Annotated in this window: 23 protein-coding genes; 3 read left to right on the top strand and 20 right to left on the bottom strand. The window is 68.8% G+C overall.

The window, feature by feature from the left end:
- The first annotated feature begins 147 nt into the window (after positions 1 to 147).
- Complete coding sequence (locus CRT60_RS10990; RefSeq protein WP_098736471.1) at positions 148 to 408, top strand: helix-turn-helix domain-containing protein; 261 nt, start codon at positions 148 to 150, stop codon at positions 406 to 408.
- A gap of 104 nt (positions 409 to 512) precedes the next feature.
- On the top strand, positions 513 to 2,252 hold the full coding sequence (locus tag CRT60_RS10985; RefSeq protein ID WP_098736470.1) for a SulP family inorganic anion transporter: 1,740 nt from the start codon (positions 513 to 515) through the stop codon (positions 2,250 to 2,252).
- Positions 2,253 to 2,271: 19 nt separating this feature from the next.
- On the opposite strand, the gene rbsK is transcribed toward CRT60_RS10985, so the two are convergent.
- From rbsK to CRT60_RS10935, 10 genes are all read right to left on the bottom strand, one after another.
- Positions 2,272 to 3,198 (bottom strand): ribokinase, encoded by a 927-nt coding sequence (rbsK, locus tag CRT60_RS10980; RefSeq protein ID WP_098736469.1) that lies wholly within the window; start codon positions 3,196 to 3,198, stop codon positions 2,272 to 2,274.
- Complete coding sequence (locus CRT60_RS10975) at positions 3,195 to 4,211, bottom strand: LacI family DNA-binding transcriptional regulator (protein WP_098736468.1); 1,017 nt, start codon at positions 4,209 to 4,211, stop codon at positions 3,195 to 3,197. The genes rbsK and CRT60_RS10975 overlap by 4 nt, the downstream gene beginning before the upstream one ends.
- A 78-nt stretch (positions 4,212 to 4,289) precedes the next feature.
- The gene (rbsB, locus tag CRT60_RS10970; protein ID WP_098736467.1) at positions 4,290 to 5,171 is read right to left on the bottom strand and encodes a ribose ABC transporter substrate-binding protein RbsB; all 882 of its coding nucleotides are present in this window, start codon (positions 5,169 to 5,171) and stop codon (positions 4,290 to 4,292) included.
- A gap of 86 nt (positions 5,172 to 5,257) precedes the next feature.
- A complete protein-coding gene (gene rbsC / locus CRT60_RS10965; RefSeq protein ID WP_098736466.1) occupies positions 5,258 to 6,199 on the bottom strand; it encodes a ribose ABC transporter permease in 942 nt (313 codons plus the stop codon).
- A gap of 21 nt (positions 6,200 to 6,220) precedes the next feature.
- Positions 6,221 to 7,717, bottom strand: a complete 1,497-nt coding sequence (locus tag CRT60_RS10960) for a sugar ABC transporter ATP-binding protein (RefSeq protein ID WP_098736465.1) — start codon at positions 7,715 to 7,717, stop codon at positions 6,221 to 6,223.
- 14 nt (positions 7,718 to 7,731) lie between these two features.
- On the bottom strand, positions 7,732 to 8,151 hold the full coding sequence (gene rbsD, locus CRT60_RS10955; protein ID WP_098736464.1) for a D-ribose pyranase: 420 nt from the start codon (positions 8,149 to 8,151) through the stop codon (positions 7,732 to 7,734).
- Positions 8,152 to 8,352: 201 nt separating this feature from the next.
- Complete coding sequence (locus tag CRT60_RS10950) at positions 8,353 to 8,727, bottom strand: hypothetical protein (RefSeq protein ID WP_143273216.1); 375 nt, start codon at positions 8,725 to 8,727, stop codon at positions 8,353 to 8,355.
- Between the two features lie 38 nt (positions 8,728 to 8,765).
- The gene (locus CRT60_RS10945) at positions 8,766 to 10,484 is read right to left on the bottom strand and encodes a copper resistance CopC/CopD family protein (RefSeq protein WP_098736462.1); all 1,719 of its coding nucleotides are present in this window, start codon (positions 10,482 to 10,484) and stop codon (positions 8,766 to 8,768) included.
- Between the two features lie 124 nt (positions 10,485 to 10,608).
- Positions 10,609 to 11,142: a YcnI family copper-binding membrane protein gene (locus CRT60_RS10940; RefSeq protein WP_098736461.1), complete on the bottom strand. Its 534-nt coding sequence runs from the start codon at positions 11,140 to 11,142 to the stop codon at positions 10,609 to 10,611.
- Positions 11,143 to 11,193: 51 nt separating this feature from the next.
- A complete protein-coding gene (locus CRT60_RS10935; protein WP_098736460.1) occupies positions 11,194 to 11,679 on the bottom strand; it encodes a DUF2946 family protein in 486 nt (161 codons plus the stop codon).
- Between the two features lie 279 nt (positions 11,680 to 11,958).
- Here CRT60_RS10935 and CRT60_RS10930 point away from each other — a divergent pair, with 279 nt between their 5' ends.
- Positions 11,959 to 12,324 (top strand): hypothetical protein, encoded by a 366-nt coding sequence (locus CRT60_RS10930; RefSeq protein ID WP_098736459.1) that lies wholly within the window; start codon positions 11,959 to 11,961, stop codon positions 12,322 to 12,324.
- 133 nt (positions 12,325 to 12,457) lie between these two features.
- Here the strand turns inward: CRT60_RS10930 and CRT60_RS10925 are convergent, their stop codons facing one another.
- The 10 genes from CRT60_RS10925 to CRT60_RS10880 all read right to left on the bottom strand — a co-directional run bounded on the left by CRT60_RS10925 (position 12,458) and on the right by CRT60_RS10880 (position 25,422).
- Positions 12,458 to 13,765 (bottom strand): ABC transporter ATP-binding protein, encoded by a 1,308-nt coding sequence (locus CRT60_RS10925; RefSeq protein ID WP_098736458.1) that lies wholly within the window; start codon positions 13,763 to 13,765, stop codon positions 12,458 to 12,460.
- A gap of 13 nt (positions 13,766 to 13,778) precedes the next feature.
- Positions 13,779 to 15,539, bottom strand: coding sequence for an ABC transporter permease (locus CRT60_RS10920; protein ID WP_098736457.1), 1,761 nt, complete (start codon positions 15,537 to 15,539; stop codon positions 13,779 to 13,781).
- Between the two features lie 530 nt (positions 15,540 to 16,069).
- Positions 16,070 to 16,768 (bottom strand): response regulator, encoded by a 699-nt coding sequence (locus CRT60_RS10915; RefSeq protein WP_098736456.1) that lies wholly within the window; start codon positions 16,766 to 16,768, stop codon positions 16,070 to 16,072.
- On the bottom strand, positions 16,765 to 19,530 hold the full coding sequence (locus CRT60_RS10910; protein WP_098736455.1) for a sensor histidine kinase: 2,766 nt from the start codon (positions 19,528 to 19,530) through the stop codon (positions 16,765 to 16,767). The genes CRT60_RS10915 and CRT60_RS10910 overlap by 4 nt, the downstream gene beginning before the upstream one ends.
- A 133-nt stretch (positions 19,531 to 19,663) precedes the next feature.
- Complete coding sequence (locus CRT60_RS10905) at positions 19,664 to 20,284, bottom strand: K(+)-transporting ATPase subunit C (RefSeq protein ID WP_098736454.1); 621 nt, start codon at positions 20,282 to 20,284, stop codon at positions 19,664 to 19,666.
- A 10-nt stretch (positions 20,285 to 20,294) separates the two neighbouring features.
- Complete coding sequence (gene kdpB / locus CRT60_RS10900; RefSeq protein ID WP_098736453.1) at positions 20,295 to 22,403, bottom strand: potassium-transporting ATPase subunit KdpB; 2,109 nt, start codon at positions 22,401 to 22,403, stop codon at positions 20,295 to 20,297.
- Between the two features lie 14 nt (positions 22,404 to 22,417).
- Complete coding sequence (kdpA, locus tag CRT60_RS10895) at positions 22,418 to 24,127, bottom strand: potassium-transporting ATPase subunit KdpA (RefSeq protein WP_098736452.1); 1,710 nt, start codon at positions 24,125 to 24,127, stop codon at positions 22,418 to 22,420.
- A gap of 13 nt (positions 24,128 to 24,140) precedes the next feature.
- Positions 24,141 to 24,230, bottom strand: coding sequence for a K(+)-transporting ATPase subunit F (locus tag CRT60_RS35630; RefSeq protein WP_109448108.1), 90 nt, complete (start codon positions 24,228 to 24,230; stop codon positions 24,141 to 24,143).
- Positions 24,231 to 24,501: 271 nt separating this feature from the next.
- Positions 24,502 to 24,693 carry a hypothetical protein gene (locus CRT60_RS10885; protein WP_098736450.1) on the bottom strand — a complete coding sequence of 64 codons (192 nt, stop codon included), beginning with the start codon at positions 24,691 to 24,693 and terminating at the stop codon, positions 24,502 to 24,504.
- Positions 24,694 to 24,825: 132 nt separating this feature from the next.
- Positions 24,826 to 25,422 (bottom strand): gamma carbonic anhydrase family protein, encoded by a 597-nt coding sequence (locus tag CRT60_RS10880; RefSeq protein ID WP_098736449.1) that lies wholly within the window; start codon positions 25,420 to 25,422, stop codon positions 24,826 to 24,828.
- Between the last annotated feature and the right edge of the window lie 278 nt (positions 25,423 to 25,700).

The raw sequence follows: 25,700 nt of genomic DNA, 5'->3' as shown, positions 1-25,700 counted from the left end.
GGCATGCATTCCATCGCATGGCACGCGCGGGGTGTCCGGCGGCATGGAGCGGAAAATCGCAGCGGCTCTAAACATCGTTACTGACGTGTTAAACATCATAATATATGTTTCAGATACCGACTTGCATGTATCAGCGGGGTATGCGGGATGATCACGGCTTCGCAGCTGCGCGCCGCCCGGGCGCTTCTTGGGATCGATCAGAAGACGCTGGCCGAACTGGCCGGCCTGTCCGTCCCGACCATCCAGCGCATGGAGGCGAGCGACGGAAACGTGCGCGGCGTGGTGGAGAGCCTGACCAGGGTGGTGGAGGCGCTCGACCTCGCCGGAATCGAACTGATCGGCGACAACGCGCAGAGCGTCGTCGGCGGCCGCGGCGTCCGTCTGAAAGCACCGGCACCCAGGCCCTGAACACTGGCGCCAAACCCTGGCGCCCACCCCATCGACCGCGCGACGGCGACCGCCGACCTGATGCCGACGATCCCGCCGCCTTATTCCAGAAGGCCGCCGGACAGATGACCGCACCGATTTCCCATCGACCGAGCTTTGCCGAGCTGTTTACGCCGAAGCTCGTCACCATCCTGCGCGAGGGCTACGGGCTTTCGAACCTCCGCGCCGACGCCATCGCCGGACTGACGGTCGCCATCGTCGCGCTTCCGCTGTCGATGGCGATTGCCATCGCGTCGGGCGCGTCGCCGGCACAGGGACTCTACACGGCGATCTTCGGCGGCTTCTTCGTCTCCGCCCTCGGCGGCAGCCGGTTCCAGATCGGCGGGCCTGCCGGCGCCTTCATCGTGCTGGTCGCCGCCACGGTGCAGGCGCATGGCATCGACGGGTTGATCCTCGCCACCCTGCTGTCCGGCCTGATGCTGGCGGCCATCGGTCTTCTGCAACTGGGAACCTACATCAAATTCATGCCCTATCCGGTGACGGTCGGCTTCACCGCCGGCATCGCGGTGATCATCTTCGCCAGCCAGATCAAGGATCTCCTCGGCCTGACCCTGAGCGGGCCGGAACCGGGGCCTCTGCTTGAAAAGCTGCCGGTGCTGTGGTCGGGCCTGCCGACGGCCGATCCGGCGTCGGTTGGGCTGGCGCTGGCGTCCGTCGGCATCATCGTCGGGTTGAAGGCGCTGCGGCCCCACTGGCCGGGCATGCTGATCGCGGTCGCCGGCAGCGCCGTGGTGACCGCCGCCTTCGGCCTCGACGTGGCGACCATCGGCACCAAGTTCGGCGGCATTCCATCGGGCCTGCCGATGCCGGCCCTGCCGGCGATCACGCTCGACAAGGTTCAGGCGGTCCTGCCGAGCGCCATCTCGTTCGCGCTGCTCGGCTCCATCGAATCGCTGCTCTCGGCGGTGGTCGCCGACGGCATGACCGGGCGCCGCCACCGCTCCAACTGCGAACTGGTCGGGCAGGGCGTCGCCAACATCGCGTCGGGCCTGTTCGGCGGCATCTGCGTCACCGGCACCATCGCCCGCACGGCGACCAACGTGCGCGCCGGCGCCCATGGGCCGGTCGCCGGCATGCTGCATGCCGTGTTCCTGCTGGTCTTCATCCTGGTCGCGGCACCGCTCGCCAGCTTCATTCCGCTCGCCAGCCTTGCCGGCGTCCTGGCCGTCGTGTCGTGGAACATGGTGGAGAAGCCGGCCATCGCCGCCCTCCTGCGCGCCTCGCGCGGCGATGCCGCGGTGCTGCTGACCACCTTCCTGCTGACCGTCCTCACCGGCCTGACCGAAGCCATCGTCATCGGCTTCGCGCTCGGCTCGGTGCTGTTCATCCACCGCATGTCGACGATCACCGCCATCGAAAGCCAGACGCCCTTCGTTGCGGAGGACAGTGCCGACGGCGCCCTGGTCGCCCGCAAGCCCTACGATCAGGGCGCCGCCGATCCCGAGGTGGTGATCTACCGGATCACCGGCGTGTTCTTCTTCGGGGCGGCGGCGTCCATCGGTTCGGTGCTCGACCGCATCGCCGACACCCACCGGGTCCTGATCGTCGATTTCAGCGCCGTCCCGTTTCTCGACTCGACCGCGGCCAACACGATCGAGGGGCTTGCGCACAAGGCGGCGCGGCGCGGCGTGAAGCTGATCCTGACCGGGACCAGCCACGCTTCGCGGCAGGCGTTGTTCAGCCACGGGCTGAAACCGCCCCTGGTCAGCTATGAGCGGACCATCGACGTCGCCCTGCACAAGCTGCGGCGGGACGAGGCCGCGTCGAATGCCGGGGATGGAGCGGTGACCCAGGACGCCGTGTAGCGGCGCGGGGCAACGCCGATCACCCCAGCAGCGCCGCCACCTCCGCCAGCGTCGGGGCCGAGTCCGCCGCTCCGGCGCGGGTGGTGGCGAGCGCCCCGCAGGCGGCGGCGAAGCGCACCGCGCCAGCCAGATCGTCGCCGCGGGCAAGCGCGAAGGCGAGCCCGCCGTTGAAGCAGTCGCCTGCCGCAACGGTGTCGACCGCGGTCACCGGGAAGGGCGGGATGAAGCCCTGCTGCGCCGGCCCGCGGAAATAGACGCCCTTGGCGCCCATCTTCACGATGGCGATGGACAGGCCGCGCTCGGCCAGCCGCTCCGCGGCGGCGGCGGCCTCGTCCGGGGTCGTCGGCCGCAGCCCGACCAGGGATTCGGTCTCCGTCTCGTTCGGGGTCATGGCGTCGACGGCCCGGAAGACTTCGGCGGCCAGCCCGCCATGCGGGGCCGGCGCCGGGTCCAGGATGATGCGGCCGCCGCCGGCACGCACCGCGCTGGCCGCGGCCAGACCGGCGGCGAGCGGTATTTCCAGCTGAAGCAGCAGCACGGATGCCTCGGCGAACAGCGGGGCGGCCTGCGCCACGTCCTGTTCGCTCACCACCATGTTGGCGCCGCCGATCACGGTGATGCAGTTCTCGCCGGAGGATTCGACGCCGATCACCGCGATCCCCGTCGGGTGGGCCGGATCCTTCGACAGATGGCCGGTCCGCACGCCGAAGCCGGCCAGCCGGCTGCGCGCCATCTCGCCGAAGGCATCGCCGCCGGTCCGGCCGACCATCTCGACCGATCCGCCCAGCCGGGCGGATGCTGCGGCCTGGTTGGCGCCCTTGCCGCCCAGCCCCATGGCATAGCCGGTGCCATGCACGGTCTCGCCGGGACGGGGAAGCCGGTCGGAATAGGCGCAGACGTCGATGTTGACGCTGCCGAAGACGACGATCGGGCGATTGGAAGTCATGAAAGCCTCGCACAGGGCCAGCCGACCGAGGCGCGGAGCACGAGGTCGGGCGGCAGGGACAACAGGTCGGGCAGGGGCCGGCCGTCTTCGAGATGGTCGATCAGCAGTTCCGCCGCGCGGGCGCCCAGCAGGCCCGCGGATTGGCGGATGGTTGACAAGGGCGGGGTGAGGTAGGCGGCCAGTTCGATGTCGTCGTACCCCAGCACCGACAGGCGGTCCGGCACGGCCAGCCCACGCTCCGCTGCGGCGCGCAGCACGCCGGCCGCCATCAGGTCGTTGAAGGCGAAGACCGCCTCCGGCGGCTCCCCCCCGTCGAGCAGCGATGCCGCCGCCGCGTATCCGCCGGCAATGGTCAGGTCGGCCTCGCGCAGCAGCCCCGGCTCCAGCGTCAGGCCGGCCTTGGCCAATTCTTCGACGAGGCCGGCCAGCCGGGCGCGGGAGCGCGGATGGCGCCCCGGACCGGTGATGCAGGCGATGCGGCGGAAGCCGCGCTCCGCCAGCAGCCGTGCCGCCAGCCGTCCGCCCATCACCGAATCGTCGGTCACCGTGCAGGCGCCCGGATGCGGATCGGTGTCGAGCAGCAGCAGCGGCAGGTCGGGCGCCCGCGCCTGCACATTGTCGAGAAAGCCGGGATCGGCGTTGCTGGTCAGCACCGCAAGCCCGTCGATCCGCCGGTTGTGCAGGGCCTCGAAGGCGCGGAGCTGCTTGTCCGGCTCGTCGTCGGTGTTGCACAGGATCAGGCTGTAGCCACGGTCGGAACTGACCGTCTCCAGCCCGTGGATCACATGGGCGAAGAAGGGATTCGAACTGGCGGTGACGATCATCCCGAGCGTGCGGGTGCGGTTGCCCTTCAGCGCGCGGGCGATGCCGTTCGGCGTGTAGCCCAGCCGGTCGATGGCGGCGCGCACCAGCTGTTCGGTTTCCGGCGCCACGAAGCGGGTGGCGTTGATGACGTGGGAGACGGTGCTCATCGACACGCCGGCCTCGCGGGCCACATCCCTGATCGTCACCATGCCGCCGCTCTCCTCAACACGTTCCGCCCCCGCCGGTGCAAGCCCCCTTGGCCGCGCCGGCAGAGGCGGGCCCGTGCTTTACTTCGTCACCATCTTCAACTCAACCGGCGTGAAGGCCGGGACCTTCTCGCCCTTCAGGACCTTGTCGGCGGTCTCGACACCCTTCTCGCCGATCAGGCCGGCCTGCTGGGCGACCGTCGCCGTCAGGGTGCCGGCATTGACCGCGGCGACGCCCTCGTCGGTGCCGTCGAAGCCAACCACCGGGATCTTGCGGCCGGACGCCTGGATCGCCTTGGCGGCGCCCAGCGCCATCTCGTCGTTGTGGGCGAACACCACGTCGATCTTCTGCTGGGCCTGGAGGATGTTCTCCATGACGTTCAGCGCCTTGGTGCGGTCGAAGTCGGCCGGCTGGCTCGCCACCACCTTCAGGCCGCTGGCCTTGTCCACCGCCTCGTGGAAGCCCTTGCCGCGGTCGCGGGCGGCGGACGCGCCCGGCAGGCCCTGCAGCTCGACGACGGCGCCCTGGCCCTTCAGCATGTCCACCACCAGCTGGCCGGCCATCCGGCCGCCGGCGACGTTATCCGACGCGATGTGCGACGCGACCTCGCCGCCATTGGCCGAGCGGTCGAGCGTCACCACCGGAATCTTGGCGCGGTTGGCCGAACGGACCGCCGAGCGGACGGCGTCGGAGTCGGTCGGATTCACCAGCAGAAGCTTGACCTTCTTGTTCACCACATCCTCGACGTTGGCCAGTTCCTTGGCAGGGTCGTTCTGGGAGTCGAGGACCAGCAGATTGTAGCCCAGCGCCTTGGCCTTGGTTTCCGCGCCGTTCTTCAGCGTGACGAAGAACGGGTTGTTGAGGGTCGAGACGACCAGGGCGATGGTGTCGGCCGCCTGGGCGTTGGCCGAAGCGAGCAGGGCGGTGGCGGCGACGGTGGCCGCGGTCAGGAGCTTACGCATGCTTGGATTCCTTCCTCATCGTTCTTGTTCGTCTGATTGGGCCGGGCAACGGGTCAAAAGGGGGCCGGTCCGGGGAAACGGTCGCCTTACGGCGACTTGCGGCTGTCGGCGAGCACCGCGAGCAGGATGACCGCGCCTTTTGCGATCATCTGGTAATAGGAGGAGACGTCCATCAGGTTCAGCGCGTTGTTCAGCACGCCGATGATGAGGGCGCCGACCAGCGTGCCGAACAGGGTGCCCTTGCCGCCGGACAGGCTGGTACCGCCGACCACGACGGCGGCGATGGCATCCAGCTCGTAACCGGCACCGGCGGTCGGCTGCGCGCTTTCCAGCCGGGCGGTCAGGATGACGCCGGCCAGCGCCGCCAGCAGGCCCGACAGGGCGTAGATCGTCGTCTTTTCCAGATTGACGCGGATGCCGGACAGCCGCGCCACCACCTCGTTGCCGCCGACCGCGTAGGTGTAGCGGCCGAAGCGGGTGCGGGTCAGGACGAGGCCGCAGACGGCGAAGACCGCCGCCGCCACGACCACCGGCACCGGAATGCCGAGCAGATAGCCGCCCCCGACGCTCCAGAACGCATCGGCCGCCGCACCGGTCCCGGTGGTGATCGGCCGCCCGTCGGTGAAGACCAGCGTGGCGCCGCGCAGCATCGTCATGGCGACCAGCGTCGCGACGAAGGGCTGCACGCCGCCGGTGCCGATGACGACGCCGTTGATGGCGCCCAGACCGGCGCCGAGCAGCAGGCTGAGCGGGATTGCCAGCCAGATCGACAGGTCGCCCGCCACCAGCCAGGCGCAGACGGCGCCGCAGAAGGCCAGCACCGATCCGACCGACAAATCGATGCCGCCGGACAGGATGACGTAGGTCATGCCGACCGCGATCACCGCGTTGATCGAGGTCTGCCGCAGGATGTTCAGCAGGTTGTCGACGGTCATGAAGCTGGGGCTCATGACCGCGACGGCAGCCATCAGCACGATCAGGCCGACCAGCGGCTTGTTGCGGGACAGGAAGCGTTTCAGCGTGGTCATCGTCGTCTCTCTTCCTGCCCGTCAGCCAATCGCGCAGGCCATGATCTTTTCCTGGGTCGCCTCGTCCCGGCCGAAGCGGCCGGTGATCCGCCCGCCCGCCATCACGAGGATGCGGTCCGACAGGCCCAGCAGTTCCGGCATGTCCGAGGACATCAGCAGGATGCACAGGCCCTTGGCCTTTAAATCGTTGATGAGGCCGTAGATCTCGCGCCGTGCGCCGACATCGACGCCGCGCGTCGGCTCGTCGAGGATCACGATTTTGGGCGACAGCATCAGCGCCTTGGCCAGCGAGATCTTCTGCTGGTTGCCGCCGGACAGCGTCCGCACCTCCGCCCCGATGCCGTGCGCCTTGACGGCGAAGGCGGCCATGAAGCGGTCGACGGCGGACCGCTCGTCGGCCTGGCGGACGACACCGCCGGGGCCGCAGAGCTGTTTGAGCGCCGCCAGCGACATGTTGGTGCGGATCGAATGGCCCTGGATCAGCCCCTCGGCCTTGCGGTCTTCGGGCACATAGGCGATGCCGGCGGCGACGCCGTCGCGGGGATGGCGCAGCCGGACCTCGGTGCCATCGACGCGGACGCTGCCGGCACGCAGACGGCTGGCGCCGAAGATCGCCTTGCCCAGTTCGGTCCGCCCGGCGCCCATCAGCCCGGCAAATCCCAGAATTTCGCCACCGGCGGCGCTGAAGCTGACGTCGTTCACGCCGTCGGCGCTCAATCCCTCCACCGTCAGCCGCTCTGCCCCGGCAGGACAGGGCAGATAGGGATACTGGTCGGTGATCGAGCGGCCGACCATGTGGCGGATCAGGGCCGCCTCGTCGAGATCGGCAACCGCCCCGCGATGGACCATGTGTCCGTCGCGCAGGACCGTGACGCTGTCGCACAGCGCGAAGATTTCGCCCAGCCGGTGCGAGATGTAGACGATGCCCTTGCCGTCGGCCTTCAGGCCTCGGATCACCTCGAACAGGACGGCGGTCTCGACGTCGGTCAGCGCGTCGGTCGGCTCGTCCATGACGATCAGTTCGGCGTTCAGCGACAGGGCGCGGGCGATCTCCACCATCTGCTGCTGCCCGACGCTGAGGCTTCCGACCGGACAGTCCGGATCGATGGTCTGGCGCAACCGTTCCAGCAGGGCCTTGGCTTCGCGCCGCATCCGGCCGCGGTCGATCAATCCCAGCCGGTTGCGCGGCTCGCGCCCCAGCCAGATGTTGTCGGCCACCGACAAATGGGGCAGCAGGTTCAATTCCTGATGGATCATCGCGATGCCGGCGTCGATGGCCTGCCGCGGCGCGGTGAAGCGCACCGGCTGGCCGCGGAACATCATCGCGCTGGAGCTGTCCGGCTGGACGATGCCGGTGACGATCCGCACCAGCGTCGATTTGCCGGCGCCATTCTCGCCGATCAGGGCCATGACCTCGCCGGCGCGCAGGCGGAAATCCACCCCGTCCAGCACCGTCACGCCGTTGAAGCCTTTGCCGACCCCCTGGAGGTCGAGCAGGAATCCGGATCGGGAATCCATCACGCCCTCTGCGTTCAGAAGGTTACGCCGGAATAGAGAAGGATGTTGGCGTAGGGGCTGCACTCGCCCGTGCGCACGACAGCGGCGGAGGACACGGTCAGCCGCTTGAACTCCTCATGGGGGACTTCCTCCACCGCGATCTGCCGGCCCTGCGCCGCGGCCATGCGGTCCAGCCGGACGGACAGCTGGGCGCGCAGCGACGGATTGGCAATCGTCATCTCGGCCGCGATCACCACGCGTTCCACCATCATCTCGTCCGCCACCGCGTCGAGGATGTCGAGGAAGGACGGCAGGCCCGGCGTCACCGCGAGGTCGATCCGCTCCGGCCCGGCCGGAATCGGCAGCCCGGCATCGGCGATTGCCAAAGCCTGCGTATGGCCAAGCGAGGCAATCGCATGGCTGAGCGGGGCATTGAGAAGGCCAATCCGTTTCATCGAAAAGCGGCTCCAACTGGGCGGGACCGGCCGAAGCTAGCGCCATCGAAACGTTTGCGCAAACGTTTGCGTTGCTGCGCCGCATCAATTCCGCGCGCTTTAGCCGACGGCATGATGCTGCGCCGCCGGTCCAGGTCGTTAAGAAATGTCGGTCTTCAGTGACTTATGGGCTGGGCTTGCCTGCGCGTGTCCGGCCGCCGCTCAGACGGCATAGGTGCCGTCGAACAGGTCGCCGAGGGCGAAACGCGTGAGGGCCCGCAGTCGCGCCACCCGTCGATGTTCCTCGCGACCGGTCACGAGGTGGCAGCGACGGCAGAGCCGGTGACTGACCTCAGCGGCCATCCTTGCCGCTGCCGACTGACGGTAGAGACCGACAACGGCACGCGAGTGACGCAGACGGGCGTAGTCGACGACATCCGGCCAGGACGCCTGGTCGCCGTTGGCGTCGATCCACCCGTTGTCGGACGACAGCCAACGGCCGTCGGGCAGGCAACGAAGCATCTGCCCATGTGGGCGCCCGCAATGGTCACAGTGGAGATCGATGGACGGGCTGGAGGTGTCAGCGCTGTTGGCCATGGAATCGAAGACCGTGGATGGCGGGACCGGGCTTGATTCTAGCGAAGGTTCGGGCTCGTGGGAATCCCCTCCGTGCTTGCCCCCTCCGTGCTTGCCGGCGTGTCCTTGATCGGAACCTCCGTCTGGAACACCCGCTTGTCGAAATCGTCGATCAGCACCTCAAGGCGCAACGACCATTGCCCGGTAAGCGGCAGCGTCGTGTCGTCGGCTCCGAAGAAGCCGGGGCCGAGATTCGTCAGGCCATGCCGCAGCGGAGCCACACCCGCCGAAGGAAGCTCCCAATTCATCGTCACCTCACGGGCGGCAACCGGTTTGCCGTCCTCGTTCTGAAGGTGGAGCCGAACGCTGTTGCGTCCAGGCATGGCCGGGCCGACGTCGATGAGGGCGATGAACCCGCCTTTCACCGCGACGGCGGAAAAGCCGGCCGGCGGCTTCTCCTCGCTTGCATGGAGGGCGCGCGGCGGCGGCGTCAGGGCGAAGGCCGCCGTCAGCAGCAGGGCGGTGGCTGCCGCCGCCATCTCCAGGCCGATGCTCCGCCGCAGGGACCTGACGGCGCGGCCACCATTCCGGTCGCCAATCCGGTCCAGGGCGGGGGTCAGGACCTGCCGGTTCCACGCTGCCAGTGCGAGCAGCAGCAGGACCGCCAGAATCTTGCCCAGCCATAGCCAGCCATAGCCGCCGGACAGCACGGCCTGCACCGACTGGAGTTGGATCGCGGACAGAACCATGCCGGCTCCGGCCAGAACGGCCACGGCACCGATAGCGATCCGCGAGAAACGGCGGGTCAGCCTCGCGGCCTCCGCCGGGGATTCCAGGCGCAGTGCCATGGACAGCGGCCAGAAGGCGCCGACCCAGAAGGCAGCCATCAGCCCGTGCAGACCGACGAGCGGCCCGCTCAGCCAGCGGGGAGGAGCTGTGGCGGCGTGACCGGTGGCGGCCAGCGAGGCGGCCCCCAGCAAGGCCCCCGCCACCAGCAACGCCGGCCCCATTGCAGACCGGGTCTCGACGGCCAAGCCGCAAGCCGAGCAGAGCAGGGCCAGCAGTGCGATGCCGGCGCTGAGGCCGACGCTGCTCCCGGCCCCGGTGGTCCAGGGGCCTCCTGTCGCCAGGGCGGCAAGCGGCTGACCGGCAAGCGTCGCCCCGGTCACCCCCACCAGCAGCACGGCTGACAGGCCGGCCACCAGCAGCATCAGGCAGAAAGCGGGTTTCAGGCGGTCGTTGAGCGGTGCCCAGCGTCCGGTCACCAGCACCAGGAACAGGCCGCCCCCGGTGCCGGCCAGCAGGGCGGCATAGTGCATCGCCCGCAGCAGCAACCCGGCGAAGGCAGCAGCCCGGGACGGATCCTCCACCGGAGGCGTGCCGGTCGTCGGTGCCGGCGTCACACCGATCCCGAACGTGAAGGAGCCGGCGACGGGATGCCCATCCGCGGAGGTGACGCGATAGCTGGCGACGTACAGGCCTTTCGGCAGTCCCGGCGGCAGGGCGAGGCGGACGCGGTTGTCCTCCGCCAGCGCACCCTGCGGATCGGCCATGTCCCGCCCCTGCCGGTCGAGCAGTTGGATGCGGACGGGGGTGACGGGTTCGTTGAACTCCAGCGACAGGGTTGCCGGCGCGGCGTCGAGACTGGCGCCGTCGGCCGGCACGGACTCCATCAGGACGGCATGGGCCCAGCCGGTCCGCGGCAGGGCGGCGAGGAGCAGCACGGCGAAGAAGAGGACGGGCAGGCCCGTAAGCCTGCGACGCGGGCTGGGACGCATGAGGATGCCTTGCTATCGGGAAGGGCGAGGGCCGCGGAAGAGAGGGGGCCAAGGGGCCGCATGCCGTTCAGCCATCGCGGCAGCCGGCATGCAGCCCGATCTTCCGGCCGGTGCCGGGGCGCCGTCAGTGCTGCTTGGGTTCGGTCAGCTTGAGGCCCGGTGCCGGCTCGCGATAATCGTCCGCCGGTTTGCCGGCTTCGGGGATCTCGATCCAGCGATGGACGCCTTTCTCGCACTCCTGCACCACCGGGATGTAAATCATGGTACCGGCGGGCTGTTTGGGCAGCACGACCTGAAAGACGAACTCGTCGTACCAGGCGTCGGGCAGGCTGCCGGCGGTCCAGGCGATTTCGGTGACGCCCTGGGTGATGCTGCGGCCGTGCGACTCATAAGGCTGGGCGTAGGGGCCCTCCTTGGTCGCCAGGGTCCAGCCCGGCTTCGGCATCGGCTTGGCCAGCACCGCCCCGTCGGGCAGGCGGACGCGGATGGCGGTGGTCGGCGAGCCGTCGCAGCCGTGGCCGACCTTGAGCACCGCCTTGTAATAGCTGCCGGCCGGCGCTTCGCGGGTTTCCAGCGTGACGTGCGCAGCGGCGCTGCCGGCGGACAGGGCAAGGCAAAGGGTCCCGGCGGCGAGCGCCAGGGAACGAATGCGGGTCATGATGCGCTCCTGAACGGAATGATGGTCCGGTGATGACGGGGGAATAGGCCGTCACACCGGCGGAGCGCGGGGATTGAGACAGGTCAGGAAATGGTCGTCCGGGCGAATGCCGGCGGCAACCGGTGCGGCGACCGGCATGCGATGGACGGCCTGCGGCCGGACCATCGCGGAACTGGGGAGCAGGCCATGGGTGCCGAGCGCCAGGCAGAAGGCGCAGAGGCTGTCATGATCCATGACGGGATGGCCGGACCCGTCATGGGGTCCGCCGCCATGGTCTCCGCCGGCCAGCCCTTCGCTGTCCTGCGCATCGGACGGGGTGCCGCCGCAATGGTCGGCCGCCGTCGGGGCGGTCAGGAACCCGGCGGGCAATCCCGCCTGTGCCCGTGCCGCCATGGCCAGATCGGGAACCGCCACCTGGATCAGCAGAGCCAGGACGGCCAGCCAGCCAGCCAGCGCGCGGCGCAGTCCGACCGTACCCGCGGGAGCGCCGGTCCGGAGGGAGGCATGCGGGTTGCGTGCGGTCTGGCGGCGGGCCATACGGGGGAGCCGGCTGTTGCGGAAAGCCGGAGCCAACCTTCACGCGCAGCCGGGTCCAGTCAAGCAATTCGGCGGTGGCGGGACGATTTGACCACCCTCCCCGATAATGTGCGGGCGGTCGCCGGCAGCCCGTGCCCTGGGTTGTGCCGCCGTTGCGTGGCCTCTCGCCACTCGCGAGGTGCGACTCACACAATCAGCTTATCCCATTGTCGCATTCCGCTTCTTCCTGGCCTGTGCTCAGATCGGGCGTGCCGTGAGCAACCCAAGGGAGGAAAAATCATGAAACGGAACAGCCTGATCCCCATCCTGCTGCTGTGCGCAGGCTCGTTCGCCACGACGGCGCAGGCCCAGACGGCGCAGACGCTGAAGTTCTGGAATCTGACCACCGAAACCATCACCGAGCTGAAACTCGCCGAGCCCGGCACGAACAAGTGGGGCAAGAACCAGACGCTGAACGACAAGGACAAGACGGTGGAGGCCGATGAGCGCCTGAAGCTCAGCGACGTCAAGCCGGGAACCTGGGATGTCAGCATGAAGGACAAGAAGGGACGCACCTGCGTCCTGCGCAATGTCGCCCTGTCGGGGACCGAGGCCTATGCGTTTTCGATCAGTGAAGACGATGTAAAGAAATGCGCCCGCAAATGATCGTCTGTCATCTCTGACCTGCGGACGGCACCGGGACGATGCCGGACCGGACAGCCGACGGGAAGCGTCGGTGCCGATCCGGCTTGCGCTGAAATGACGGGGCCGGTTCCCGTGAAGGAAACCGCCCGTCCGTTCAGTCCGCGTCCTCGAACGCGAAGGTCTCGGTCTCGTCGTCGTAGGTGAACAGCTCGGCATAGCGCGCCCAGTTGGTGACGGCCTTCAGCGTCTCCTCGGCATAGCCCTCGCTCATGAAGGGCATCAGTTCGGCCCGGATGCGGCTGCTCGGCACATGCTGGGTCGCCGGTTCCTTCAGCAGGCCGTGGATGTGGGCCGCCAGCGGCACGTAGCGGATCAGATGCTCCGCGAACAGCCGCTTGCGGTCATCCAGGCCGGATTCGGCGAACAGCCGGCCGGGTTCGGTCAGGTGGATGTCGCCCTCCGCCACCTCCGCCAGACCCAGCATCTGCAAGGTCTCGGCGATCGGGAACAGGTCGTCGATCTCATGCTGGAGTGCGCCGGCCAGATGCGGCAGGTCGGCCTTGCCATGGTAAGCCGGCGAGGCCAGCGTCTCCAGAAGGCCGGCCAGCAGGTTGGTCGACACATGCTCCAGCGGCACGGCATGGGCCGGCGGCCGTTTGGTCGCCGCCGACGATGCCACCAGCGGCTTGCGCGCGGTCATCCGGCCATAGATGTCGTCCACCATGGCGCGGAACTGCGGGTCCAGGCGGTTGCGCGGGTGGGCGATGTCCACCCGGATCTCCGCCGCCACCCGGCCGGGGTTGGAGGAGAAGACCAGGATGCGGTCGCACATCAGCACCGCCTCCTCGATGTTGTGGGTCACCATCAGGATCGACTTGATCGGCAGCCGCCGCTCCATCCACAGGTCGAGCAGGTCGGTGCGCAGAGTCTCCGCCGTGAGCACGTCCAGCGCCGAGAAAGGCTCGTCCATCAGCAGGATTTCCGGATGGACCACCAGCGCGCGGGCGAAGCCGACCCGTTGGCGCATGCCACCGGACAGCTCCTTGGGATAGGCGGATTCGAAGCCGGACAGGCCGATCAGGTCGATGGCCTCCTCGGTCCGCGCCTCGGCCTCGCGGGCCGGCACGCCCTTGGCCTTCAGGCCGGCCATGACGTTTTCCCAGACCGTCAGCCAGGGGAAGAGGGCGAAGGTCTGGAAGACCATCGCCACCCCGTCGGTCGGGCCGGCGACCGCCTCGCCATGATGGCGGACGGAGCCGCCGGTCGGCTTGACCAGCCCGGCGACGATGCGCAGCAGAGTCGACTTGCCCGAGCCGGAGCGGCCGAGCAGCCCGACGATCTCGCCGTCGCGCAAGGTCAAATCGACGTTGTCGAGCACGACGTAATCCTGCCCCGACGGCTTGGCATAGGCCTGACGGACGCCGCTCAGTTCGAAGATGGTGGTGTTGCGGGTGTTCAGCATGGCGGGGTCCTCCTCAGGCGAGGCGCAAGCGGCGCTCGGCGAACGCATAGAGCGGACGCCACAGCAAGCGGTTGAACAGGATGACGAACAGCGACATGACGGCGATGCCCAGCACGATGCGGGGATAGTCGCCGGCCTCGGTGGCCTGGGCGATGTAGCTGCCCAAGCCATGGGCGGTTAGCCGGGTGTCGCCCCAGTTCACCGCCTCGGCCACGATGCTGGCGTTCCACGACCCGCCGGACGCGGTGACCGCCCCGGTGACGTAGTAGGGGAAGACGCCCGGCAGCATGACGTCGCGCCACCATTGCCAGCCACGGATGCGGAAATTGGCCGCTGCCTCCTTCAGGTCGCCGGGAAAGGCGGTGGCCCCGGCGATGACGTTGAACAGGATGTACCACTGGGTGCCGAGGATCATCAGCGGGCTGAGCCAGACATCCGGGTTCAGGTCGAAGCGGACGATGGCGACCACCGCCACCGGGAACAGCAGGTTGGCCGGGAAGGCGGCGAGGAACTGGGCCGCCGGCTGGACCTTCTCCGCCAGCCGGGGCCGCAGCCCGATCAGCACGCCCAGCGGAACCCAGACCAGTGTCGCCACCGCGATCAGCACGATCACCCGCAGCAGCGTGGCGCCGCCGAGCAGAAGCACGGTGCCGACATCGCCCCAGTCGACGCCGGACGAGACGAAGGCGATCATCGACCAGCCGGCCCACAGGCCCGCCACCGCCAGCAGCAGATACCAGACCATGTCGACGGCCCGCGCCGGCACCCGGTCGAGCAGCCCGCCGACCGCTTGCAGGCCGCCCGCCGCACCGCGGCTCGCCCCGCCCACCGGCAGGCGCAGCCAGACCAGCCGGCCGAGCATCCGGTCGAACGGCGCGAAGACCGCGCGGAAGAAGCGGGTGCGCTGGAACAGGGTGAGCAGCCAGGACTCCGGGACCTCCTGCGCCCCGGTCAACTCGACCCGGAACTTGTCGGCCCAGGCGACCAGCGGGCGGAACAGCAACTGGTCGTAGGCCAGGATGACCAGCAGCATCGCCAGCACCGCCCAGCCGACGGCGTCCAGCCGCTGGCCGTCGATGGCCTTGGCGAGGTAGGAGCCGATGCCGGGCAGGGTGATGGTGTGGTCGCCGACGGTGATCGCCTCCGACGCGACGACGAAGAACCAGCCGCCGGACATCGACATCATCATGTTCCACACCAGTCCGGGGGCGGCATAGGGCGCTTCCAGCGTCCAGAAGCGCTGCCAGCCGGAAAAGCCGAAGCCGGTCGCCGCCTCGTCCAGGTCGCGCGGGACGGTGCGCAGCGATTGGTAGAAGCTGAAGGCCATGTTCCAGGCCTGGCTGGTGAAGATGGCGAAGATCGCCGCGCACTCGGCTCCCAGCACACTGCCCGGGAAAAGCCCCAGGAAGAAGACGACGGTGAAGGAGATGTAGCCGAGCACGGGCACCGACTGCAGCACGTCCAGCACCGGGATGAGCAGCATGCCGGCCCGCCGGCTCTTGGCCGCCAGCGTGGCATAGGTGAAGGTGAACAGCAGCGAGGCCGCCATCGCCGCCAGCATCCGCAGGGTCGAGCGCAGGGCGTATTCCGGCAGCATCCAGGGGTCCAGCGTAACCGGCACCTCTTCGACGCTGGTCAGCGGCAGGGCCATCTGATGGCCGCCGATGGCGAGCAGCGCCAGCAGGCCGATGACCAGCGGCAGGGCGACCACGTCCCACCGGTTCGGCGCGGCGTCGGCCGCCTTCACCGAAACATTCGTGTTGATCCAGACCATGACGATCCATCCTGCGGTCCCGTCGTGGGACCGGCCGGCAAGGAAAACGGTAGCGGCGCGGCAGAGGCGCCGATGCGGATTTTCAGGAGGAGTGGGGTGGGGTCAGCGACTTGGCGGGCGCAGGTCGCCCGTCACGGAAAAGCACCCGCGCCCGTCGGGGCGTCGGCGCATGGAAACCGGGATGGTGAGGAGCTTCACCATGGTCCACCTCTGATCGGCCCGAAGACGATGGGCCGCGGGTGGACCCCTTACAAGAGGTCAGCCCGCGAACGGCGTCGTCAGGGGAGTGTGAGTAGATCGACTACTGGGGCTGTCCATCTCTTGCCTTTTCGATCCGGCCGCCGGCCCGGCGGGCAGGGCGGACAAGAACGATCATGCGGTGACGATGCCGCCCCTCTACTCCCCTGGCCGGCCAAGGTCAAGAGCGGGAATCGGCTTGCTGCCACCCATCATCGAATCGTCATGAAACCGTGCGCCGGCGGCAACCTCAAGGCGTTCTGCGGGGCAGGCGCACCCACCTCAATCGGGCCTCAATCGGGCGCACGCAGCCGGTATCCGACCCCCGTCTCGGTCAGGATATGGTGGGGCCGCTCGGGGTCGGGCTCGATCTTCTGCCGCAACTGCCGGATGTAGATCCGCAGATACTGGATGTCGGTTTCGCCGCCCCAGACCTCCTTGAGGATGAAGCGGTGGGTCAGCACCTTGCCGGCATGCGCCACCAGAAGCCGCAGCAGGTCGTATTCGCGCGGCGACAGCTTTACGTCCTCGCCGCGCACGGTGACGATGCGCCGGACCAGATCGACCGTCAGGTCGCCGCTGCGGAAAAGCGGCCGTTCCCCCTGCTGTTGCAGCTTGTGGCGCATGGCCGTGCGGATGCGGGCCAGCAGTTCCTCGACCCCGAAGGGCTTGGTCACATAATCGTCGGCCCCGAGATCGAGCGCCTCGACCTTTCCGGCCTCGTCGACCCGGCTCGACAGCACGATGATCGGCAGGGTCACGCCGCTTCCGCGCAGGCGGCGGATGACCTCCAGCCCGTCGATGCCCGGCAGCCCGAGATCGAGGACCAGCAGATCGGGGGAGCGCCGCCGCACCTCCTCCAGCGCCTTGGTCCCATCCTCCGCCTCGACGATGTCGTATCCCTGGGCGGTCAGGCTGGTGCGTAGAAAGCGCCGGATCGGCGGTTCGTCATCGACGACGAGCACGCGCAGCGGGATGGAGTCCGATTTCATGCGGCGGCTTCCTCTTCATATCCGGACAGGTCGGCGGCCTTGGGAAGGGTCAGGGTGAAGACGGCGCCGCTGCGGTCGCGGCGGTTGCCGGCCGTGACCGTCCCCCCCATCGCCTCGACGAAGCCCCGGCAGATCGCCAGACCCAGCCCGGTGCCGGCGCGCTGCCGGTCCTGGGCATGGACACGGTAGAACTTGTCGAAGATGCGCTCCACATCCTCCGGCGGAATGCCGCCGCCCTCGTCCAGCACCTCGATGCGGACGAGGGTGCCGTCCTGCCGTCCGCGCACCGTGATCGTCGACCCGGCCGGCGCGTATTTGCCGGCATTGTCGAGCAGGTTGAACAGCGCCTGCTCGATCAGCACGGCGTCGATGTCCACCATCGGCAGGCCGGCGGCAAGATCGACCTCGACCCGATGGCCGGCGAGGATGCGGGACACCCGCTCCAACACGCTGCCGACCACTTCCGACAGGTCGACCGCACCGGTGCGCGGCCGGATGGCCCCGGATTCCAGCCGCGTCATGTCCAGCAAATTGGCGATGAAGCGGTTGAGCCGTTCCGCCTCCTCCTGAATGGTCGCCGCGAGGTCGCGCCGGTCCTCCTCGTCCATCATCGGCCCATAGCCGACGAGGCTGGTCGCCGAGCCCAGGATGGAGGCCAGCGGCGTGCGCAGGTCGTGCGAGATCGAGGTGAGCAGGGCCGAGCGCAGCCGCTCGGTTTCCGCCGCCAGCTTGCTGCGGTCGACATCCTCGGCAAGCGTCACCCGTTCGATCGCCAGGGCGGCCTGATCGATCAGGGCGTCGAGAAGCCGGCGCTCGTCCGGTGTCAGGTAACCGCCGGTCCGCCCCTTTCCGCCGCCGGTGTCGATGCCGACCACCCCGACGACGCCCCGCCCGGTGCGCATCGGCAGGAACAGCCACTTGGCGCCGGGCAGCGTGTCCGCGCCCTTGCCGGTTGGCCGGTTGTTTTCCCACGCCCAGACCGCCGCGGCCAGATCGGCGTCCTCGATGACGTCCTCCGGCGGATAGCCGGCCCTGACCGTGACGCTGCCTTTCCCCTGCCCCTTCCCGGCATCATCTTCCGGCAGCAGCAGAACGACATGGACCTTCAGCATGGCGGCGATCTGATAGGCGGTGGCCCACAGCAAATCGTCCATGGTCACCACGCCCGCCAGCTTGCGGCTGAACTGGTAGAGGTCCTCCGTCGTCTTGGCGCGCAGCCTCGCGGTCACCGCCTGGGCGCGGACACGGGCGGTCAGGTTGCTGGCGATCACCGAGACGACGGCGAAGACCAGCAAGGCGACGATGTTCTCGGGATCGGAAATCGTGAAGGTGTAGAGCGGCGGCAGGAAGAAATAGTTGAAGGCGAGGACGCTGATCACGCTGGCATAAAGCGACGGCGCAAGGCCGCCGGTGACGGCGCTCGCCAGCACGGCGGTCAGGAAGACCAGCGCCATGTTGTTGAGGGCCAGCACCCGATGCAGCACATGCCCGGCGCCCAGCGCCGCCGCGACATAGCCCGTGCTGGCGAGGTAGGGCCACCATGCGAAGGCCCGCTGCCGAGTTGCTTCGGTCCTGACCGTCCTGGCGGAAAGCGGGGTGCCGGAACTGGCGGCGATCACATGCACGCTGATGTCGCCCGCCCGGCGGATCAGGCTGTGCGCCACCGACCCGTGCAGCAGTTCCGACCAGCGCGGACGGGTGGATTTGGCGATGACGATGTGCGTGACGTTGTTGGTCAGCGCATAGTCGACGACGGTGTCGGCGACATCGCTGCCGGGCACCGTAACCGCCTCGCCGCCCAGCCGTTCCACCAGACGCAGCGTGTCGGCGATGCGGTCGCGGTCGGCTTCGCTCAGGCGTAGCGCCCGGCTCGTCTCGACATGGATGGCGCCCCAGCGGGCGCGCAGCCGTTCGGCCTGACGGCGGGCGTAACGCACCAGGGCACCGCCGCTGGCGTCCTCATTGATGCAGACCAGCAGCCGCTCGCCGGCCGCCCAGGGGCCGGAGATGGCGTGCGCCTGCATGTGGGTCAGCAGCTGCTCGTCGACGCGGTCGGCGGTGCGCCGCAGCGCAAGCTCGCGGAGTGCCGTCAGGTTTCCGGGCGAGAAATAATGCCGGATTGCCCGCTCGGCCGTGCGCGGGACATAGACCTTGCCCTGCTGGAGGCGCTGGATCAGGTCGTCGGGCGCGATGTCGATGACCTCGATGTCGTCAGCGCGGTCGAGGATCGAGTCCGGCACCGTCTCGCGGACGCGGACACGGGTGATCTTGGCAACGACGTCGTTCAGGCTTTCGACATGCTGGATGTTCAAGGTGGTGTAGACGTCGATGCCGGCGGCCAGCAGTTCCTCGACGTCGAGATACCGCTTCGGATGACGGCCGCCATCGGCGTTGGTGTGGGCCAGCTCGTCGACCAGAACGATCTTCGGGCGGCGGGCGAGGATGGCGTCCACATCCATCTCGGTCAGGACATGGCCCTTGTGCTCGATGGCGCGGCGTGGAACCACCTCCAGCCCGGCGACCAGCGCCTCGGTCTCGCGCCGGCCGTGGGTTTCCACCACCCCGACGACGATGTCGACGCCGTCGCGGCGCTTCGCCTGGGCGGTTTGCAGCATTTCGAAGGTCTTGCCGACGCCGGGGGCGGCACCAAGAAAGATCTTGAGCCGTCCCTGCGCCTCCTTCGCCGCCTGGCGCAGCAGCGCGTCGGGAGATGGCCGGCCGGCGCGGTCGCCCTGAATGCGGTCGCCCTGTTCGTCGGTCATGGCATCGTCCCCTTCCGCTCCCCCCGCTCCAGATGCGGTCGCAAACCCGGCCTCAAGCCCGGCTATGGATTACTCCGCCGGCCGTTGCGGAGGATAGCCGATTCCGACAGCCCCGGTGCACAGCACCTGCCGGCTATTTGCCTCCCGCGGCCTTGCCGGCCGCCCGATCCAGGGCGAGGTTGAGCGCCAGGACGTTGACGGTCGGCTCGCCCAGGAAGCCGAGCGGGCGCGGTTCGGTGGTATCGGCGACCAGCTTGCGCACCGCATCCTCCGTCAGGCCGCGGGCCTTGGCGACGCGCGGCACCTGGAAGTCGGCGGCGGCCGGCGACAGGTCGGGGTCGAGACCGCTGCCCGAGGTGGTCACCAGCTCCACCGGGACCGGGACGCCGGGATTCTCGGCCTTCAGCTTTTCGGCGTCGGCCTGCACCCGGTCGACCAGCGCCTTGCTCGTCGGGCCGAGGTTGGAGCCCATCGAGTTCGCCGCGTTGTAGGGGGCCGGCACGCTCTTGGCCGGATCGGCGGGGTCGGCGCCGGTGGTGGCCGACGGGCGCGGGTGGAAATAGCCCGCGCCGATGAAGTCCTGCCCGATCAGGCTGGAGCCGACGATTGTCCCGTTCCGCTCGATCAGGCTGCCGTTGGCCTGATGCGGAAACAGGACTTGCGCGGCGCCGGTGACGGCCAGCGGGTAGGCGAGTCCGGTGATCGCCGTCAGTGCGACGGTCATCACCAGGGCGGGACGCAGATCCTTCAACATGACGGGCTCCTCAAACCAGGCCGGCGGCGGTGACGATCAGGTCGATCGCCTTGATGCCGGCGAAGGGCACCACGAGGCCGCCGAGGCCGTAGATCAGCAGGTTGCGGCGCAGCAGCGAGGCGGCACCGACGGCGCGGTAGCGCACGCCCCGCAGCGCCAGCGGGATCAGCGCCACGATGATCAGCGCGTTGAAGATGATCGCCGACAGGATGGCGCTTTCCGGGCTGTGCAGCCCCATCACGTTCAACGCCTGGAGCTGCGGGTAGAAGGCGAGGAACATCGCCGGGATGATGGCGAAGTACTTCGCCACGTCGTTGGCGATGGAGAAGGTGGTGAGCGCGCCGCGGGTCATCAGCAGCTGCTTGCCGATCTCGACGATCTCGATCAGCTTGGTCGGGTCGCTGTCGAGATCGACCATGTTGCCGGCCTCGCGCGCGGCCACGGTGCCGGTGTTCATCGCCACCCCGACATCGGCCTGGGCCAGCGCCGGGGCGTCGTTGGTGCCGTCGCCGCACATGGCGACCAGCTTGCCCTTCGCCTGCTCGTCGCGGATCAGCTGGAGCTTGGCTTCGGGCGTCGCCTGGGCGAGGAAATCGTCCACCCCGGCTTCGGCGGCGATGGCGGCGGCGGTCATCGGGTTGTCGCCGGTGATCATCACCGTGCGGATGCCCATCTGGCGCAGTGCGGCGAAGCGTTCGCGGATGCCGCCCTTGACGATGTCCTTCAGGTGGATGATGCCGAGCAGCCGGCCGTCGCGCGCCACCGCCAGCGGCGTGCCGCCGGCCTTGGCCACCCGTTCCGCGATGGCGAGGATCTCGCGCTCCGCCGGGCCGGCGGCCGGGTGCAGCGTGGTGACCCCGCGTCCGCCGGCCACGGCGACGCGCTGCGACCCGCCGGCATGGGCCAGCACCGCGTCCACCGCTCCCTTGCGGATCACCGTGCCGTCGGTGTCGATGCCGCTGATGCGGGTCTGGGCGGTGAAGGGGACGAAGCTGGCGTGCATCTCCTCCATCCTGCGGGCGCGGATGCCGTACTCCTCCTTGGCGAGCACGACGATGGACCGGCCTTCCGGCGTCTCGTCGGCCAGCGAGGCGAGCTGGGCGGCGTCGGCCAGCTCCTCCTCGCCGACGCCGGCGACCGGCAGGAACTCGGCGGCCTGACGGTTGCCCAGCGTGATGGTGCCGGTCTTGTCGAGCAGCAGCGTGTCGACGTCGCCCGCCGCCTCGACCGCGCGGCCGGACATGGCGAGCACGTTGAAGCGGACCAGACGGTCCATGCCGGCGATGCCGATGGCGGACAGCAGAGCGCCGATGGTGGTCGGGATCAGCGTGACGAACAACGCCACCAGCACCAGCACGCCGACCGAGCCGCCGGCATAGGCGGCGAAGCTGGGGATCGTCGCCACCGCGATGACGAAGACGATGGTCAGCCCGGCCAGCAGGATGTTCAGCGCGATCTCGTTGGGGGTCTTCTGGCGCTGGGCGCCCTCCACCAGCGAGATCATGCGGTCGAGGAAGGTCGAGCCGGGGGCGGCGGTGATCCGCACCTTGATCTGGTCGGACAGCACCTGGGTGCCGCCGGTGACGGCCGAGCGGTCGCCGCCGCTCTCGCGGATGACCGGAGCGGATTCGCCGGTGATGGCGGCCTCGTTGACCGAGGCGACGCCCTCCACCACCTCGCCGTCGGACGGGATGATGTCGCCGGCCTCGACCAGCACGAGGTCGCCGGGCTTGAGATCGGTGGCGGGCACCATGCGGACGGTGCCGTTCTCCAGCTTCTTGGCGCTGGTCTCGGTGCGGGTCTTGCGCAGGCTGGCGGCCTGGGCCTTGCCGCGCCCTTCCGCCACCGCCTCGGCGAAGTTGGCGAAGATCAGCGTGAACCACAGCCAGACGACGATCTGGACGGCGAAGCCGGAGACCCCGGCCCCCGTGACGGCATCGCGCAGGACCAGCAGGGTGGTGAGTGCTGCCACCACCTCGACGCAGAACATCACCGGGTTGCGGATCATCTGGCGCGGGGAGAGCTTGGCGATGGAGCCGCCGATGGCCGGCACCAGGATGGCGGGGTCCAGCAGGGTGCTGGCCGAAGACCGGCCGGACCGTTTGCTTTTGGCATGCATGGGAGCGTTCCCGATCAGAAGAGGGTACCGGCGGTCATCGCCAGATGCTCGACCACCGGGCCGAGGGCGAGAGCCGGGAAGAAGGTGAGGCCGCCGACGATCAGGATGACGCCGACCAGCAGCCCGACGAACAGCCCGTCATGGGTGGGGAAGGTGCCGGCCGAGACGGGGGCGCGGGCCTTGGACGCCAGGGAGCCGGCAATCGCCATCATCGGCACGATGACCAGGAAGCGGCCGACCAGCATGGCAACGGCCAGCGTGACGTTGTACCAGGGCGTATTGCCGGTCAGCCCGCCGAAGGCGCTGCCGTTGTTGGCGGCACCCGAGACATAGGCGTAGAGCGCTTCGGAGAAGCCGTGCGGCCCGGCATTGGCCATCGACGCGGTACCGGTGTCGAGCACCACCGCGACGGCGGTGAAGCCCAGCATCATCAGGGGCAGGCAGAGGATGGCGAGCATGGTCATCTTGACCTCCTTCGCCTCCAGCTTCTTGCCGAGATATTCCGGGGTGCGGCCGACCATCAGCCCGGCGACGAACAGCGCGACGATGGCGAACAGCAGCATGCCGTAGAGGCCGGCGCCGACGCCGCCGACGATGATCTCGCCCAGCATCATGTTGATCATCGGCACCATGCCGCCCAGCGGCATGAAGCTGTCATGCATGGCGTTCACCGCGCCGCAGGAGGCGGCGGTGGTGACGGTGGCGAACAGCGCCGTCGCGGCGATGCCGAAACGGGTTTCCTTGCCCTCCATGTTGCCGGCGCTGCCGTCGATGCCGAAGGCGGCGAAGGCCGGGTTGCCCTGGGCTTCCGCCCAATAGGCGACGGCGACGCCGGCCACGAACAGCAGGCCCATGGCGGCGAGGATGGCCCAGCCCTGGCGCTCGTCGCCGACCATGCGGCCGAACAGGTTGGTCAGGCCGGCGCCCAGCGCGAAGATGCACAGCATCTCGACCAGATTGGTCAGGGCGTTGGGGTTCTCGAAGGGATGGGCGGAGTTGGCGTTGAAGAAGCCGCCACCGTTGGTCCCCAGCATCTTGATCGCCTCCTGCGAGGCGACGGGGCCGAGCGAGATGGTCTGCTTCGCCCCTTCCAGCGTGGTGGCGTCGACGGCGCCCGCCAGCGTCTGCGGCACCCCCTGCCAGACGAGGAACAGCGCGCAGACGATGCACAGCGGCAGCAGGACATAGAGAGTGGCGCGGGTCAGATCGACCCAGAAATTGCCGACCGTGCGGGCCGAGCTGCGGGCGAAGCCGCGGACCAGAGCCACCGCCAGCGCGATGCCGGTGGCGGCCGAGACGTAATTGTGGAAGGTCAGCCCGGCCATCTGCACCAGATGGCCCATGGTGGTCTCGCCGCCGTAGTTCTGCCAGTTGGTGTTGGTGGTGAAGCTGGCCGCAGTGTTGAAGGCGAGGTCGGCGGGCACCGCCGCCATGTCCTGCGGGTTCAGCGGCAACACGGCCTGGAGACGTTGCAGGGCATAGAGCAGCAGCATGCCGGCGGCGCTGAACAGCAGCATCGACACGGCGTAGGTCACCCAATGCTGCTCGGTGCGGTCGTCGACGCCGGCCAGACGGTAGAGGGCGCGTTCGACGGGTCCCAGGATGGGGGAGAGCAGCGTGCGCTCGCCGGTGAAGACGCGCGTCATGAAGCCGCCCAGGGGCCGCGTCATCGCGACGACCAGGGCGAGGAAGACCAGGATCTGGATCCAGCCGTTGACGGTCATGGGATGGGTCTCCTCAGAACCGTTCGGGGCGGATCAGGGCATAGACCAGATAGACCAGCAGTCCGGCGGTCACGAGGCCGGCCAGGGCATAATCGAGGGACATGGCGCCGCTCCCCTCACAGCCGGTCGCAGGCATGGACATAGGCGACCGCCGCGGCGAAGAAGCCGACGGTGAGCGCAAGAAACAGCAGGTCGAGCATCGTTGGGGTCTCCGGAATTGCGTCCCCCTCGCCGTCATGGTGGCGGGGGAGGTCCGACCCTGTGAGGGTGCGCCGGAGCCGCGTATAGATTCGATGGGGGACGGCGGGGCCGGAAAATATACGGCGCGTATATGCGGCTGGCCGTCCGGGCATCCGCGCGACCGCCTCCGCCGGTCAGGCCGCGATCCACAAGGCCAGCACTTGCAGCGCGAAAGCGATCAGCAGGAATGCGGCGATGGTGGCTGCCGCCTCGCCCAGCACCGTGCGCGGGGAGGGGGCGGCCGATGTCTGCGGCTCGCAATCTTCCATGCGCGCCGGGGCGGGCATGGTCCGGTCGAGCAGCGCGAGAGGCGATTTTCCTTGCATGACAGCCTCGCAGTCCAGGGGCGGCCAATGACCGCCATCCCACTGAGAAGAAGGCTGCGGGGCATATAAATGCGATGGGGCGCGTGAGGGCGGAAAAATATACGGCCGCTATACGCGCCCCCAACCCTGCTATCAACGCCCCGACGCAACCCGTGCCAGACCGGCATAGTGGCGCACGTCGAAGGCGATGAACTCCACCTCGGCGTCGGTCACGTCGCGCAGGTGCCTGGCCGGGCTGCCGGCCCAAAGCTGGCGGGCGGGGATGCGCTTGCGCGGGGTCAGCACCGCGCCGGCCGCCAGCATGGCGCCGCTTTCCACGACCGCGCCGTCCAGCACGATTGCGCCGATGCCGACCAGACAGCCGTCCGCCAGCGTGCAGCCATGCATCCGCACGCCATGGCCGATCACCACGTCGGCGCCGATGACGGTCGGATACTCGTTCAGCATGACGTGGACGATGGTGCCGTCCTGGATGTTGGTGCGCGGCCCCACCGTGATGCCGTGGTCGTCGCCGCGCAGCACGCAGCCGTACCAGACGCTGGCCTCCGCCCCGATGGTGACGTCGCCGACCACCACCGCGCCGGGAGCGATGAAGGCGTCGGCGGCGATGCGCGGCCATACTCCCTTGACGGGCTGGATGATGGCGCCGGGGTGACGGGCGAGCAGGGCTTCCCCGGTTTCGAAAGCACCGGTTTCGAGGGTCGTTTCGGTTGCGCTCTCGGTGGTCATTGGTTCTTGTCCTTTTTGGTCCTGCCGGGCCTTGGTTCCGGTCGGGAAACAGCCGGTCGATGTCTGCCCGAGTGTAGCCCACTCCAGCCGGCAGCGTCCCGCCCCTGCGCGCCCGCCGGCGGCGGGTCCCGGCGCGGTTCCTGCCGGCGGTCGCAAGCGGTCCGTCCTTCTCCCCCGGAAAGAGAAGAATCTTGCAAATGAGAATAAGTATCATTATCAAGGTTAGGGCTGCGCGGACCGTGCCGGGGGCGCCGGCACTTTGGCAGGCACAATGGCAG

It is taken from the genome of Azospirillum palustre, assembly GCF_002573965.1.
In the GTDB taxonomy this organism is placed as follows: domain Bacteria; phylum Pseudomonadota; class Alphaproteobacteria; order Azospirillales; family Azospirillaceae; genus Azospirillum; species Azospirillum palustre.
The sequence above is the reverse complement of the archived record's forward strand: the minus strand, read 5'-3'. Positions and strand labels throughout refer to the sequence as shown.